Here is a 14,244-nt window from a genome sequence, read left to right as displayed (position 1 = left end):
TGCCAGCCTGCGCCGACGCAGGTCAAGAATGCACCAGAGCGAAACGCTGGTCTAGGCCAGCGGTTCAGCGCCCAGCGGTGCGGTACCGGTAGCTGCAGGCAGCAGCTGCGGGTTGCGTCCCTCGGCACGAGCCAGCGCAGCGCCCACCAGACCGCAGAACAGCGGTGCGGGGCGGTTCGGCCGGCTCTTGAATTCCGGGTGTGCTTGGGTGCCCACCCAGAACGCGTGACCGTCCAGCTCGATGAACTCCGCCAACCGCCCGTCAGGCGACAGCCCGCTGCACTGCAGGCCGCCTTGCTCCATCCGCTGGCGGTAGGCACTGTTCACCTCATAGCGGTGCCGGTGCCGCTCATTGACCAGCGTGTCGCCGTACATGGCAGCCACGCGGCTGCGCGGCGCCAGCCGGGCCACGTAGGCACCGAGCCGCATCGTGCCGCCCTTGTCCTGGATGCCTCGCTGCGCATGCATGAGGTCGATGACCGGGTGCAGCGTGTTGGCATCGAACTCGGTCGAGTTGGCACCCAGCAGGCCCAGCTCGTTGCGGCAGAACTCGATGACCATGACCTGCAGTCCCAAGCAGAGCCCCAAGCACGGGATGTCATGCTCACGCGAATAGGCAGCCGCAGCGATTTTGCCTTCGATGCCGCGCGAGCCGAACCCTCCCGGTATCACCATTCCATCGAGGTGCCGCAGCCTCCCCGCGGCGAGCAGGCCCTCAATTTCGGGGGAGTGAATCCACTCGACGTCGACCTCCACGCCGTGGTAGGAGGCCGCATGGCGGAGCGACTCCACGACGGACAGGTAGGCATCGGGCAGGGTCACGTACTTACCGATGATGCCGATGCGCACTGTCGCCTGGGGCGCCTTGATGCGTGCGAGCATCGCTTCCCACTCAGCCAGGTCGGGCTCGACGTCTTCGAATCCAAGGATCCCGCACAGGAAACTGTCGAGTCCCTCGGCGCGCAGCACCATCGGGATCTCATAGAGGACCGACGAGTCTGGGGCGTTCACCACGCCCGCGAGCTCGACATCGCTGAGATTGGAGATCTTGTTGCGCAGGCCGTCCTCGATGGGACCCTCGCTGCGCAGCACGATGGCGTCGGGCTGCACGCCGCGACTGCGCAGCTCGGTGACCGAGTGCTGGGTGGGCTTGGTCTTCTGCTCACCCGACGGGCCGATGAACGGCACCAACGTGACATGGACGTAGCAGATGTTCTGCCGACCGACCTCGAGACGCATCTGACGGATCGCCTCCAGGAACGGCAAGATCTCGATGTCGCCGACCGTGCCGCCTACCTCGGTGATGACCACGTCCACGTCGCTGGCGGCCAGCTTGCGGATGCGCTCTTTGATCTCGTCGGTGATGTGCGGGATGACCTGCACCGTGCGGCCCAGATATTCACCCCGCCGCTCGTCGGCGAGCACCTTCTGGTAGATCGAACCGGTCGTCGCATTCGAGTCGCGCGTCAGCGATACGTCGATGAACCGCTCGTAATGGCCGAGATCGAGATCGGTCTCGCCGCCGTCGTCGGTGACGAACACTTCGCCGTGCTCGTAGGGGTTGAGGGTGCCGGGGTCGACGTTGATGTACGGGTCCAGCTTCTGCATGGTGACCCGCAGGCCGCGGGCAGCGAGCAGGCGGCCGAGCGACGCTGCGGTGAGCCCTTTGCCGAGGGAGCTGGCAACTCCCCCGGTGACGAATATGTGCTTAGCCACGCGGTTGTCGGGGTGATCTGTGGAGCATGTGCCATCAAGCTACCGTCGCATCGGACCGTGTTGGCCGATCCCTGCGAGCGTCCGGCGACTGCTCACCGAGCCCGCTGGGATCGTCGTTCCGACAGGGCAACCAAGCGGACGGGACAACATGACCGACACACCAGACGAATCCACCGGGGCGCCGGCAGACCTGTTGGTGCATGACGCCGAATTAGTGGCCACCTGTGACGACCAACGCCGTGAGATCAGCGGCGGCTGGGTCGCCGTGACCGGCGGGTTCATCAGTGCCATCGGGGGTGCCGCCGATCCGCCTCCGGCGGCGACGGAGCGCATCGACGCCCGCGGCTGCCTGGTGACGCCTGGGCTCATCAACACCCACCATCACATGTACCAGAACCTCACTCGCTCGTACGCGCCGGCACTTCGGGGCGGGCTGTTCGACTGGTTGACCACGCTGTACCCCCTGTGGGCGCGGCTCGATGAGCACGGCGCGTATCTGTCCGCATGGGTGGGTCTCGCCGAGCTGGCGCTGGGCGGCTGCACCACCAGCACTGACCATCTGTATGTGCACCCGCGGGGCGCCGGCGACTTGATCGCAGCAGAGATCGGTGCGGCGACCGAGCTGGGCATGCGGTTCCATCCCACCCGCGGCTCGATGTCGCTGGGCGAATCAGACGGTGGGCTGCCTCCCGATGAGGTGTGCCAGTCTCCCGAGGAGATCTTGGAGGATTCCGAGCGCCTCATTGCAGCGCATCACGACCGTTCGCCGAACGCGATGGTCCGCATCGCGTTGGCGCCGTGCTCACCGTTCTCGGTCTCTACTGAGCTGATGACGGCGACAGCGGAGCTGGCTGAACGCCTCGACGTGCGATTGCACACGCACTTGTGCGAAGACCCCGGCGAGGACGGATTCTGCTTGGACATGTTCGGCATGCGCCCGGTGGATTACTTCGAGCACTGCGGCTGGGGTTCACATCGCTCGTGGATCGCGCACGGCGTGCAGCCCAACCCCGCCGAAATAGCGCGGCTCGGTTCCTGGGGCACCGGAGTGGCGCACTGCCCGAGTTCCAACCTGGTGCTCGGCGTGGGGCTGGCCCCGGTGCGCGAGCTGCGAGCCGCCGGAGTTCCCGTCGGCCTCGGCGTGGACGGCTCGGCCAGTACCGATTCGGCATCGATGTGGACCGAAGCCCGCAACGCCCTGCTCGTGGGGCGCCTGCGCGACGGCCAGCGACACTTGAGCGCCGAGCAGGGCCTCGACAGCGGCAGGACCGGCGACGGCAACGACGACTCGGGACTGGCCGATTCCGTGTACTTCTCGGCCCGCGACGTCCTGGACGTCGCGACCCGTGGCAGTGCGGGCTGCCTCGGCCGAGCCGGCGAGATCGGCGAGCTAGCGGCCGGCGCGTGCGGCGACCTGGTCGTGTGGGAACTCAGCGGCCCAGCATTCGCCGGCGCGCTGTCGGATCCGATCGAGGCGTGGCTGCGGTGCGGACCGTTGTCGGCCCGCGACACGATCGTGGCCGGGCGCCCAGTCGTGTCCGGCGGCCAGATCGTTCACCCCAGCCTCGACGAGCGCCTGGCCGAGCACCGCTTGTGCGCCGCTGCCATGCAGCGGGCATAAGACCCAGCGCCGCTGCCATGCAGCGGGCATAAGACCCAGCACCGCTGCCATGCAGCGGGCATGACGGATGGAGAACTAACGACGGTACGGCGAGCCGAGCCGGTCCAGCCATCGCAGCGGCGGTACCGCGTCGATGATCTGGCTGAACGACCAGCGCTCGCTCACCAGGTTCAGCACGGCCATCCCGACGAGCACGACCCATTCGACTGATGCCGAGGACATCGCGACAGTGGCCAGCCCTAAGGCAGCACCGAGGGGATTGACGCCAGTGTCACCCAGCATGTGCGATTCCGCCAATTCACTGCGCAACAAGCCAACCGCAGCACCAACGGCCCCCGTTGTCCACAACGCCGGCGAATGCCAGGCGAATACTCCGGTGCTGGCATCTGCGAATTGAAATCCCTGCGGCCAAGAGGGACCGAACACCGCAGCCGGCACGAGCCCGCACAGCCACCATGCCAACGCAGCCTTGGTCGCCCGACCCGGCGCTCGGTCGAGCAGATTCAACAGGTTGGCGCTGAGCGCTACGACTGCGGCCCCTCGCAGCCACGGAATCACGGCCCAGCTCTCGTGTGACCCGATCACGAGGTGCTCGAACGATCGCATCACCGAATAACCATCGCTCCATCGGGTGCTGCTCCACAGGGCGGCGACGTTGCCGAACAGCACCATCTGCACGCTGAGGAGCGCAACTGCTGCCCCACCGACAGCTTTCTGCGCTCCGGTCGTGAGCTGACGCCGGCGCAGGCTGCGCAAGAAGTGCGCGACGAACCCGCTCGCATCACCGCCGCCTCGGGTGTCGTCCCGGTATCCCAGCAATCCGAATGCCACCACGGCCAACGCGGTGGCCACCGCGCCGGTGGCGCTGGCCGCGGGGGGCGTACGAAACACGTCGATGGACACCAGTTCCAGTGGACCCGAGGTTTCGAGCACCTCGGCTGACGATGGAGCCATCGGAACGGAGACGTAGGCGAACCAACCCATCGCGCGGCGTGCCAAGGCCGCCACGGCGCTTGCGCCGGCAACGCCGATCGCGACCACGAGCAGCCCCGAAGTCGCAACGATCCGCTCGCCGCGGTAGTTGACCCCCATCCAGCGCTCTCGCCGCATCGGGGATTTCGCCAGACGCCACAGCATCGCCGCCGCGACCGCCGAGCCGGCGAGGATTGATGCCAACGAAGCCGCAGTCTGAAAGGCGACGTCGGCCGGCGCAGTCACTGGACGCGGGTGTTGCGGCAACGCATGTGGACTACGACTCGCTCGTCGGCCGGCGACCCTGACCCTCCGGCAGGCTCCGCAACCGCCGAAGCGAACGCAAAGGCCGCAGGTCCCGGATCGAACGAGGCGGCCGGACCTGCCGTGCTCGCTGCCAAGACTGGCGCGCGGTGCGCCCCAGCCGTTGGCGGCGGTCGCGCAGCCGCACGGGTCGGCCCGCTGAGACGATGCGGCTCAGCACGGAGGCGATCAGGTAGTAGTTCAACTTCGGACTGCCGACGCGGGACAGCGCGGCCAGGTACACGTGGCGGCCGATTCGTGCCCGATGCGCGAAGCCGCTGAGGTCACGCCCGGTGAGGCGATGCGTGAAGCCGACCTCCACCTCCGAGATGGATGCGCCGCGGTTGGCCGCATCGAGTGTCAGACCGATCTCGAGACCGAAACCGGGAGCAAGATGCAGTGATCGCAGCAGCGGACCCCGAACGGCACGCTGACCCGAGAGAGGCTCCGCGAGGAACATTCCTGTCTCGGAACGCAGAACGCGTGCCGCGAAGCCCTTGACGAACCCGAACCCGCCCCCGCGTTCGGTAGAGCCGAGCACGGCGATGGTCATGTCCGCTGACCCGAGCGAGACCGGCTTCAGCAGATCACCGGCCAGCGCGGCGGAATCGCCCAGATCGGCATCGATGAGCAAGTAGGCATCGGGCGCTCCAGACGCCGCAATGCCGGCGGTGATCGCCGCTCCCTTGCCGCGATTGCGTGCGAGCTCGACAACTCGCGCTCCTGCAGCAGCAGCAACAGCCGCGGTGCGGTCCCGGGACCCGTCGTCGACCACGATGACGTCGAGCACATCGGGCACGGTCGCCAACGCGGTCACCGTGGCGCCAACGGTGTCCGCCCGGTTGAAGGCGGGCACGATGGCCACGGCATGGGTCATGACGGGCCCAATCCATGGTTGAGGTCCGCTCCGGAGAAGTGGCTGACAGCAGGCAGCCGCTCCAGTGCGACCAACAACGCCAGATCGCCTGAGAAGGACGTGACCTCGTCGACAGTCGAGTAGCCCTGGGCGAGCACCGGGTCGGAACGGACCCGCTCCAGCACGGCGCCGTCGCCGGCGCCTGCTGAGCCGGGTGCTCGAACCTCGACGATGACGCCGGTGCCGACGTGCCCGTCATCGGCGATGGCGACCAGCAGGTCGAAGACAAAGTCTTGGTTCAATCCGGCAGCCCCCTCATCGGTCACCACCACGAGTCGCAAGTGCTCCCCGCCGATCCGGTGCAGTGCCACCGCCCCGGTGCCGTCGTGAGTGACCAGTTCGAGGTCGCGCAGCAAGGTGAGCGCCGTGCGCGTCTGCGGGACCGATGAGAACCCGCGCGAGAAGCCGTCGAGCGCCGCGGAGTCGGTGATCGCGTCGACATCAGAGCCGAGGGTTCGGCTGGAACCGGCCTCGGTCGGACGAAAGAGCGCTTGGGGCACCAAGAAGCGCAACGCCCGCTGTATGGCGTTGCGGCTATCGCCGGCCAGCGAGAATGCCTCAGCGATGCTCTCGCGTACCGCTGAATCATCCAGACGCAGGTCATCGCTGAGCCACAGCACCCCGCCTTGCCTTGTGTCGGTTGCCTCAAGTCGTGTGCGGATGGCCGCGACCGCGTCACGGTTCGTGGACTCCGGTGCGATGATGAGCGTGGTCGTGCCGCTCAATCGCCCTTGCGGCAGGTAGGGCCGCACGAGATCCTCCACCTCGAACCGCACGGACGCCGCGGCTTCGACACTCGCGAGCGCCGCATCACGTTCGGCCTCAGCTTCGCCGAGAGCCCCCTCAGCCAACGCTTGCCGTTCGATTGCCGACTCGGTGTCAGCCTGTAGCTGGTCCACGCGTGACTCGAGATTGCTCACCAGCACCGAGTCCACAAACGTCGAGCCCAGTGCCAAGCCGATCGCCAGGGCCAGGAACACTGCGGCAATGGAAACGATGTGATAGCGGAGGTTGATCATTCGCCTGACCGGCCTAGAGGCCCATGTTGATCCACAGCGTGCGCAGCAGAAGACGGCCCGGCTCAGTCACCGCAGCGATGACGCCGATGGTGACCAGCGCGGAGACGATGAGCATCGCCATGTCGCGTTTGCGCACGTGCGTGCGATACAGGCGGCTCACGCCCTTTGCATCCACCAGTGCTGAGGACACCTGCATCCGGGTCAGGAAGGTCGAGGCCATGCCTCGACGGCCCTTGTCGAAGAAGTCGACCATCGACGTGTGCGATCCGACCTCGACAATCTGCTCGGCCCTCCGCTCGAACGCGAGCCGTAACGCCACGTCCTCGCTGGTGCCCGGGGCAGCGATGACGTCGTAGCTGAGTCCTGCATCCTCGAGCCGCTTCGCTCCTGGCGCGCCCCCTTCGGGATATGCGTGCACGATGAGCTGTGCCCCGCAAGTCAACGCTCTGGGCGAGACCGAATCGAAGTCGCCGATGATGATGTGAGGCACTAGCCCGACTTCCAGCAGCGCATCGGCACCGCCGTCCACCCCGATGACGACGGGCCGCATGTCCGACATGTAGCCCGAACGACGCAACGCAGCCAGATCCTCGCGATAGTCGATGCCGCGCACCACGACCAGCACGTGACGGCGCCGCAGCTCCTGGTGCAGCGGCGGGATCACCAGCTCGTCGGTGAGGACCTGCGGCTCCTTCTCGAGGTACTCGAGCGTGTTGCGGGCGAAGCTGCCGAGCTCGCTGCGCACCGCGATGCGCGCCGATTCCAGCACCTGCTCGAAGTGTTCGGCATCGCGGCGATGTCCGGTCGCCACCACCTGGTCATCTCGCAGCACCTCATCGCCTGCGATGGCAACTTCCTCGCCGTCACGCAGCGATGCGAACGCCTCCTCACCGATGTTTTCCAGCACCGGCACTCCTGCCTGAGCGAGCGTGAGCCCGCCCAGCGCTGGGTACCTCCCGGTCATCGTCAGCTCTGCATTGACCACGGCGATCGCACCGGCTGCCAAAAGCCCGTCGGCAGCGACCCGATCGAGATCGGCGTGGTGAATCACGGCAATCTCTCCGCGCTCCAAGCGTCGCACCAAGTTCTTGGTGCGGCGATCCACACGGCACTTCCCGGCGAATTCGCGGTGACCGTAACCCCCGTTGCGGCGCGAGCGCTGGCGTCCCCACAACGACCGCGAGCGGGCCATGGTCACCCTGGTGAGCCGCTGCGCTCGGGCAGCAGATCCAACTCGGCGGCGAGCCGCGCCGGATCCCGCGCGGCTCGACCCGCTGCGGCGACCTCCAGCAATTCGGTCGCGTGCTGGCGGCCGCTGGCCCACGCCGGCTGACCGGCGAGCATTCGTGCGAGTTCGCTGACGCGATCCTGCCCCGCGACTGCAACGAGGTCTGAGGCCACCGCGTCGCCGTCGTCGGTCTTTCGGACGGCGACTTGAGAATGCGCGAACGCTGCAACCTGCGGGAGGTGGGTGACCACCAGTACCTGATGGTGCTCAGCGAGGGCGGCGAGCGCCTGGCCAACCGCCAACGCCGTCTCGCCGCCGATACCGGCGTCTACCTCGTCGAACACCAGCGTTGGGGGACCAGCGGTCAACACCAGTCGCAGCGCCAGCATCACGCGCGCCAGCTCGCCGCCGGAGGCCACCTTCGACAGGGGTCCGGGCGCGACTCCCCGGTTCGCACTGAATGCCAGCTCGACGTTGTCGCTTGGACCCTCGCCGCTGACGTTGACCTGCAGCGTGCCCGCCGCCAGCGCCAGCGACGCCAGGTGCTCGCTGGCTGCGGCAGCGAGTCCGGGTGCAGCCGCACGACGAGCAGCGGCCACGGCCTGGGCCTCGGCTTCGACACGCCGTTGGGCGACAAGGATGCCTTCCTCCAGCTCAGCTGCGAGCTCGGCGTGCCGCTCAAGCTGGGAGAGGCGTTCCGCCGCTCGGTCGCCGAACGACACCACCTCGGCGAGCGTGTCGCCGTACTTGCGAGTCAGCTCACGCAGCAGTTGGTGGCGAGCACGGACGTCGGCCAGCGCCTGGGGATCGTCCTCGATCGTTTCGAGCACGCCGCGCAGTTGCGCGACGGTGTCGTCCAGTTCGGCGGCCACAGCGGCGAGCCGATCGCTGACGGGGGCGAACGCCTTGCGAGCGGCCAGCAAGGCCGCCGCTGACCCGAGCCGATCGATCGCCCCGTCGTCGCCGGCAAGCTCCTGGCGTGCGCCATGACCGTCCGCGAGGTGCGATGCGGCATCGGCCAGCAGGTCCTCACGCTCGGTGATGCGCTCCAGCTCACTGACGTCATCCAGCCGTGCCGCAGTGATCTCGTCGACCTGGTACCGCAGGAGATCGATCTCTTGCGCCCTGGCTCGGGCATCACCGCCGAGTGCAGCCAGGTTCTCGCCCAACGCCCGCAGGTCCCCACGTGCTGCCGCCAGCGGGCGCAGATCGATTCCGCCCCAGCGATCCAACGCCTCACGCTGAGTGCGTGCACGCAGCAACGACTGGTGCTGGTGCTGCCCGTGAAGATCGACGAGTTCGGCTCCCAGCTCCGCGAGCTCCGGCGCCGACGCCATCGCGCCGTCGACGTAGGCGCGGCTGCGACCAGTTGCGGGGATCACGCGGCGCAGCACGCGCTCGCTGCCGTCAGGGCTTACGAACCTGCCCTCAACGATTGCTTCGCCAGCGCCGGCACGCACCATCGCAGGATCGGCTCGCCCCCCCATCAGCAGCTGCACCGCCTGCACCACAAGCGTCTTGCCGGCACCCGTCTCGCCGGTCAGTGCTGTCATGCCATCACCGAGCACCAGGTTGGCCTCGGTGATGACGCCGAGATTGCGCACCGCCAGCTCGGCGAGCATCAGCGATCCTTCAGACCGAATTTGTGCTTCAGCACACGATGGAAACTGCCACCGCCGGCGGTGACGAGGCGGGCCTCGTAGGGAGCGCGCGTCACCACCACTTCGTCGCCTGTGTGCAGCATCGTGGCCGAGCGGCCGTCGACGGCGGCAAGCGCCGGCCGTTCGCTGATCACCCGAACGCCGATTTCCGTGTCCGGCGGCAACAGCAACGAACGGTCGAACAGCATGTGCGGCGCGACCGGCGTGACCTGCAGCGATGAATGCGTCGGCGCGACGACCGCACCGCCCGCAGAGAGGCTGTAGGCCGTGGAACCTGTCGGCGTCGAGACGATGAGGCCGTCTGCCGCATAGGTCGCGAACACATCGCCGTCGAGCCACACCTCCAGCCGGACCGTGTGGCCTGGATCGCGCTTCTCGAGCACGACCTCATTCAGTCCTGTCCACACATCGGTGTCTTCGGTGTCTTGCGGATCTCGATCGTGATCGCCTGCGTCGCCCCGACCTTCGCCCGCGGCTCGGCGCACTCGTGCGCTGACCATCATCCGCTCGGAAACTCCCAGGGCCCCTGCGAGCGCTGCGGCAACCGTTTCGGTGAGCTGTCCCGGCTCGAATTCGGTCAGATAGCCGAGGTGGCCGACATTGACGCCGAGCACCGGGATGCCTGCGGACGCGACCAGATCAAACGAGCGCAACATGGTGCCATCGCCGCCCACGCTGACGGCGAGGTCCCACACGGAGCCGGTCAGCTCGCTGGCCCCAAGATCGGGGCGACCGATCGCCGCCGCCTCCACGCGGCCCATCTCGACGGTGTGACCCTCGCTTTCGAGCCAGTCCACGAGACGCGTCGACGCCGTCAGCGCCTCAGCCCGCTCGGCATGAGCGATCACCAGCACGCCGCTCATGGCGACGCCTCCCCGGCGGGCTGGGTATCGCCGACTCCCGTTGCCGCAGCGGGGGGCGGCGCCTCGAGGGCAATCTCGACGGCGATCTCGATGGCGGCCTCGAGGTCAAAGGGCCGGGGCTCAGCATCGTCGGTCGCTGCGCATGCGCCTTCCACAACGCGCCGACAATGCAGGAAGAACTCGGCGTTGCCTGCGGCGCCTCGCAATGGCGAGGTGGTGATGCCGCACGGTGCAAGACCGTTGACCGAGGCCCTGGCTGCCACGTCGCTGAGCACTCTGCGCCAGACCTCCGGGTCGCGTACCACGCCCTTGCCCCGCGAGGCCTCCTTCCGGCCGGCCTCGAACTGCGGTTTCACCAGCAACACGGCGTCCCCGCCCGGCGCCGTGCACGCCGCCAGGTTCGGCATCACTGTCTCGAGCGAGATGAACGACAGGTCAGCGGTCACGATGTCTGCGGCGCCGCCGATGTCGGCGGGCCCGACGTGGCGCACGTTGCAGCGTTCCCGCACTATCACACGCGGATCGTCTCGCAGGCGAGCGTCCAGCTGACCCCAGCCGACATCGACGGCAACCACCTGCGCGGCCCTGCGCTGCAGCAGGCAGTCCACAAACCCACCCGTCGAGGAACCGGCATCGACGACTCGTCGTCGCGCTACGGCGATCCCGAATGTGTCCAGCGCAGCGTCGATCTTGTCCCCGCCGCGCGACACGAATCGCGGGGGTTCGCCGCTGAGGCGGACTGGCTCGCCAGCCGCCACCATTCTGGACGGCTTGTGCGCGACGGCGCCCCCGACCAGAACGCGACCGCCCGAGATGAGTGCCTGTGCTGCCGCCCGCGACGGCGCCATACAACGGCGTACCAGCTCGTTGTCGAGGCGTCGTCGGGCGACGTTCATGCAGTCGAAAGTACCAGCGCGCCTGCGGCGCGCCGCAGTGATTTCCGCGCGAGGTAAGAGCAGGTCAGACGTACCAAGTGCCGCGTGAACGCAGCAGCTGCGAAATGTCGGCCGGACCTTGTTTTTCCTGGGCCGCAGCCAGCTGTCGCGTGGAGGCCATTGCGTACTCACTGCGTCGCACAGCGCGGAACACGCCGATCGGCGTCGGCTCGAATGGTCCTCGTGCCAGACGAGCCAGCATGAACGCCGTCGAGGGATCGTGCTTCGTTTCGTCGTGCATGAGCAATTCGTCGGTGCCTACCTCGGCGGTGTGCACCACTCGGGCGCAGCCTGACTCGTCGATCACGCCAAACTCGCCGTCGGCCCCGAATTGGATGGGTTCGCCATTCTTCAGCGAGATCAGGTTGGCATCGCGGTTCTGCTTCTTGGTCACCCCTTCGAACGCGCCGTCATTGAAGACGTTGCAGTTCTGGAACACCTCCACGAACGCGGCGCCGTCGTGTTCGTGCGCGCGCCGGAACGTTTCCATCATGTGCTGACGGTCCATGTCATGGGTCCGGGCCACAAAGGACGCCTCGGCGCCGAGTGCTACCGCCAGCGGATTGAACGGGGCGTCCAGCGAACCCATCGGCGAGCTCTTGGTGACCTTGCCGATCTCGCTGGTGGGGCTGAACTGGCCCTTGGTGAGGCCGTAGATCTGATTGTTGAACAGGAGCACCTTGATCTTGACATTCCGACGCAATGCGTGGATGAGGTGATTGCCCCCGATCGACAGCATGTCGCCGTCGCCGCCGATGACCCACACGTCGAGATCCGGCCGGGCCATCGCCAGGCCGGTGGCGATCGCCGGTGCGCGGCCATGGATGCCGTGCACGCCGTAGGAGTTCATGTAGTACGGGAACCGGGCGGCACAACCGATGCCAGAAACGAACACCGTGTTGTGCGGTTCAGAGCCGAGGCTGGGCATCAGCATCCGCATCGCCGTCAAGATGGAATAGTCGCCGCAGCCCGGGCACCAACGAACCTCCTGGTCCGAGGCCCAGTCTCCAGGCTGTGTGGTCGGCGTTATCGAGGTGTCTGTCATCGTGGAGTTTGCCTCTGTCTGTGTTGGCTGGTCTCGTTGGTTACGGGTGAGTTAGGGGACTCAGTTGCTGCCGGACAGCTCTTCGAGGCGCTTGCGGACCGCAGCGGTCACCTCTCCGGTGGTGAAGGGCACGCCGTCGATCTTGCCAAAGTGCTCGACATCGATCAGGTATCTCGCCCGCACCAGATCGCTCAGCTGGCCCTTATTCATCTCGGGACACACGACGGCCCGGTAGCGCCGCAGCACGTCGCCAAGGTTTGCGGGCAGTGGATTGAGGTGGCGAAGGTGTACGTGGGCCACCTCAAAGCCGTCATCGCGCAGCCGTCCCGCAGCCGCATCGATGGCGCCCCACGTGGAGCCCCAGCCCAACATGACGAGATCGGCATCGACATCGCCGGCAATCTCGACATCGGGTACGTCGACTCCGTCGATCTTGGCCTGCCGCACATCCACCATCAACTGGTGATTCTCCGGATCGTAGGAGATGTTGCCGGTGCCGTCCTCTTTCTCGATACCGCCGACGCGGTGCATCAGCCCGGGCGTGCCGGGAATGGCCCACGGGCGGGCCAGAGTCTCGGGATCGCGCAGATAGGGCAGGTAGATGCCGTCGCCGTCTTCGTTGGTGCCGTTGAACTCGGTCGCAAACTCGACGCCGATGTCGGGCAGGCTGTCGACATCGGGAAGCAGCCAGGGCTCAGAGCTGTTCGCCAGGTAACCGTCGGACAGCACGATGACGGGCGTCCGGTACTTCAATGCGATGCGAGACGCCTCGATGGCGATGTCGAAACAGTCGGCTGGGCTGCGGGGTGCCACCACCGGTAGCGGCGATTCCGAATGCCGCCCGTACATCGCCATCATCAGGTCGGCCTGCTCAGGCTTCGTAGGCAAGCCCGTCGACGGTCCGCCACGCTGGATGTCGAGCACCACCATCGGCAGCTCAAGGCTCACCGCAAGGCTGAGCGTCTCGCCCTTCAGCGCCAGTCCCGGCCCCGATGTGGAGGTGAAGGCCAGCGCCCCGCCGAACGCTGCTCCCACGGCTGATGCTGCCGCGGCGATCTCGTCTTCAGCCTGGAACGTCCGCACGCCGAAGTTCTTCTTCAACGACATCTCGTGAAGGATGTCTGAAGCCGGCGTGATGGGATACGAGCCGAGGAACACCGGCAGGCGTGCCAGCTGGCCCGCAACGACACAGCCCCAGGCCAGCGCGGTGTTCCCGTTCACGTTGGTGTACTCGCCGGGCGCCAGCGGGGCCGGCTTCACCTCGTAATGGGCTTCGAAGATCTCGGCCGTCTCGCCGAAGTTGTAGCCCGCCTTGAACGCCGCCGTGTTGGCGTTGATGACCTGCTCGCGGCCCCGGAACTTGGTGTTGATGAACTCGAACGTCGGCTCGACCGGCCGCGTGTACATCCACGAGATCAGACCGAGAGCAAAGAAGTTCTTGGATCGCTCCGCGTCGCGTGGCTTGACCCCGTGCTCGGCCACAGCGTCGCGGGTGATCTGGCTCATCGGCACCGGGTAGGCGCGGTAATCGTCCAGCGTGCCGTCATCGAGCGGATTGGACGAGTAGCCGGCCTTCTCGAGATTGCGTTCGTTGAAGGCGTCTGTGTTCAGGATCAGCGCGCCGCCCTGGGTGAGGTTGTGCAGCTGCGCCTTCAGTGCCGCCGGGTTCATCGCCACGAGCACCGTCGGTGCATCGCCCGGCGTGGTGATGTCGAAATCGGAGATGCGTACTTGGAACGCCGAGACGCCGGCGAGTGTCCCCTGGGGGGCGCGGATCTCCGCGGGGAACTCCGGCAGAGTGGACAGGTCGTTGCCGAGCGCGGCGGAGATGCTCGTGAACTGGTCACCGGTGAGCTGCATGCCGTCGCCGGAGTCACCGGCGAAGCGGATGATGACCTCATCGATCTCCTGCAGCGGCAGTTCGCGCGATGCGGTATCGGTCACTGTTGTCTCCTAGAGAAGGGG

Annotated in this window: 11 protein-coding genes; 1 reads left to right on the top strand and 10 read right to left on the bottom strand. The window is 67.0% G+C overall.

From position 1 onward, the window contains the following. Window positions 1-51: 51 nt before the first annotated feature. Window positions 52-1,716, bottom strand: coding sequence for a CTP synthase (locus tag ACOOF5_RS12535; protein WP_420439625.1), 1,665 nt, complete (start codon window positions 1,714-1,716; stop codon window positions 52-54). A gap of 148 nt (window positions 1,717-1,864) precedes the next feature. Here ACOOF5_RS12535 and ACOOF5_RS12530 point away from each other — a divergent pair, with 148 nt between their 5' ends. Then, window positions 1,865-3,337 carry an amidohydrolase family protein gene (locus ACOOF5_RS12530; protein WP_420439623.1) on the top strand — a complete coding sequence of 491 codons (1,473 nt, stop codon included), beginning with the start codon at window positions 1,865-1,867 and terminating at the stop codon, window positions 3,335-3,337. A 75-nt stretch (window positions 3,338-3,412) separates the two neighbouring features. Here the strand turns inward: ACOOF5_RS12530 and ACOOF5_RS12525 are convergent, their stop codons facing one another. From ACOOF5_RS12525 to ACOOF5_RS12485, 9 genes are all read right to left on the bottom strand, one after another. Next, window positions 3,413-4,513, bottom strand: coding sequence for a hypothetical protein (locus ACOOF5_RS12525; RefSeq protein WP_420439621.1), 1,101 nt, complete (start codon window positions 4,511-4,513; stop codon window positions 3,413-3,415). Window positions 4,514-4,586: 73 nt separating this feature from the next. Next, window positions 4,587-5,489: a glycosyltransferase gene (locus tag ACOOF5_RS12520; protein ID WP_420439619.1), complete on the bottom strand. Its 903-nt coding sequence runs from the start codon at window positions 5,487-5,489 to the stop codon at window positions 4,587-4,589. Continuing rightward, window positions 5,486-6,547, bottom strand: a complete 1,062-nt coding sequence (locus ACOOF5_RS12515; RefSeq protein ID WP_420439617.1) for a copper transporter — start codon at window positions 6,545-6,547, stop codon at window positions 5,486-5,488. The genes ACOOF5_RS12520 and ACOOF5_RS12515 overlap by 4 nt, the downstream gene beginning before the upstream one ends. A gap of 13 nt (window positions 6,548-6,560) precedes the next feature. Beyond that, window positions 6,561-7,739, bottom strand: coding sequence for a putative cytokinetic ring protein SteA (gene steA / locus ACOOF5_RS12510; RefSeq protein ID WP_420439615.1), 1,179 nt, complete (start codon window positions 7,737-7,739; stop codon window positions 6,561-6,563). 2 nt (window positions 7,740-7,741) lie between these two features. After that, window positions 7,742-9,397, bottom strand: a complete 1,656-nt coding sequence (gene recN / locus ACOOF5_RS12505; RefSeq protein ID WP_420439613.1) for a DNA repair protein RecN — start codon at window positions 9,395-9,397, stop codon at window positions 7,742-7,744. Then, on the bottom strand, window positions 9,397-10,299 hold the full coding sequence (locus ACOOF5_RS12500) for an NAD(+)/NADH kinase (protein ID WP_420439611.1): 903 nt from the start codon (window positions 10,297-10,299) through the stop codon (window positions 9,397-9,399). The genes recN and ACOOF5_RS12500 overlap by 1 nt, the downstream gene beginning before the upstream one ends. Next, window positions 10,296-11,195, bottom strand: a complete 900-nt coding sequence (locus tag ACOOF5_RS12495) for a TlyA family RNA methyltransferase (RefSeq protein ID WP_420439609.1) — start codon at window positions 11,193-11,195, stop codon at window positions 10,296-10,298. Before ACOOF5_RS12495 ends, ACOOF5_RS12500 begins: the two co-directional genes overlap by 4 nt. 64 nt (window positions 11,196-11,259) lie before the next feature. Beyond that, a complete protein-coding gene (locus ACOOF5_RS12490) occupies window positions 11,260-12,279 on the bottom strand; it encodes a 2-oxoacid:ferredoxin oxidoreductase subunit beta (RefSeq protein ID WP_420439607.1) in 1,020 nt (339 codons plus the stop codon). Window positions 12,280-12,339: 60 nt separating this feature from the next. Further along, window positions 12,340-14,223 carry a 2-oxoacid:acceptor oxidoreductase subunit alpha gene (locus ACOOF5_RS12485; RefSeq protein ID WP_420439605.1) on the bottom strand — a complete coding sequence of 628 codons (1,884 nt, stop codon included), beginning with the start codon at window positions 14,221-14,223 and terminating at the stop codon, window positions 12,340-12,342. Between the last annotated feature and the right edge of the window lie 21 nt (window positions 14,224-14,244).

The sequence above is a fragment of the Candidatus Poriferisodalis sp. genome (assembly GCF_965214215.1).
Classification (GTDB): domain Bacteria; phylum Actinomycetota; class Acidimicrobiia; order Acidimicrobiales; family Poriferisodalaceae; genus Poriferisodalis.
The sequence above is the reverse complement of the archived record's forward strand: the minus strand, read 5'-3'. Positions and strand labels throughout refer to the sequence as shown.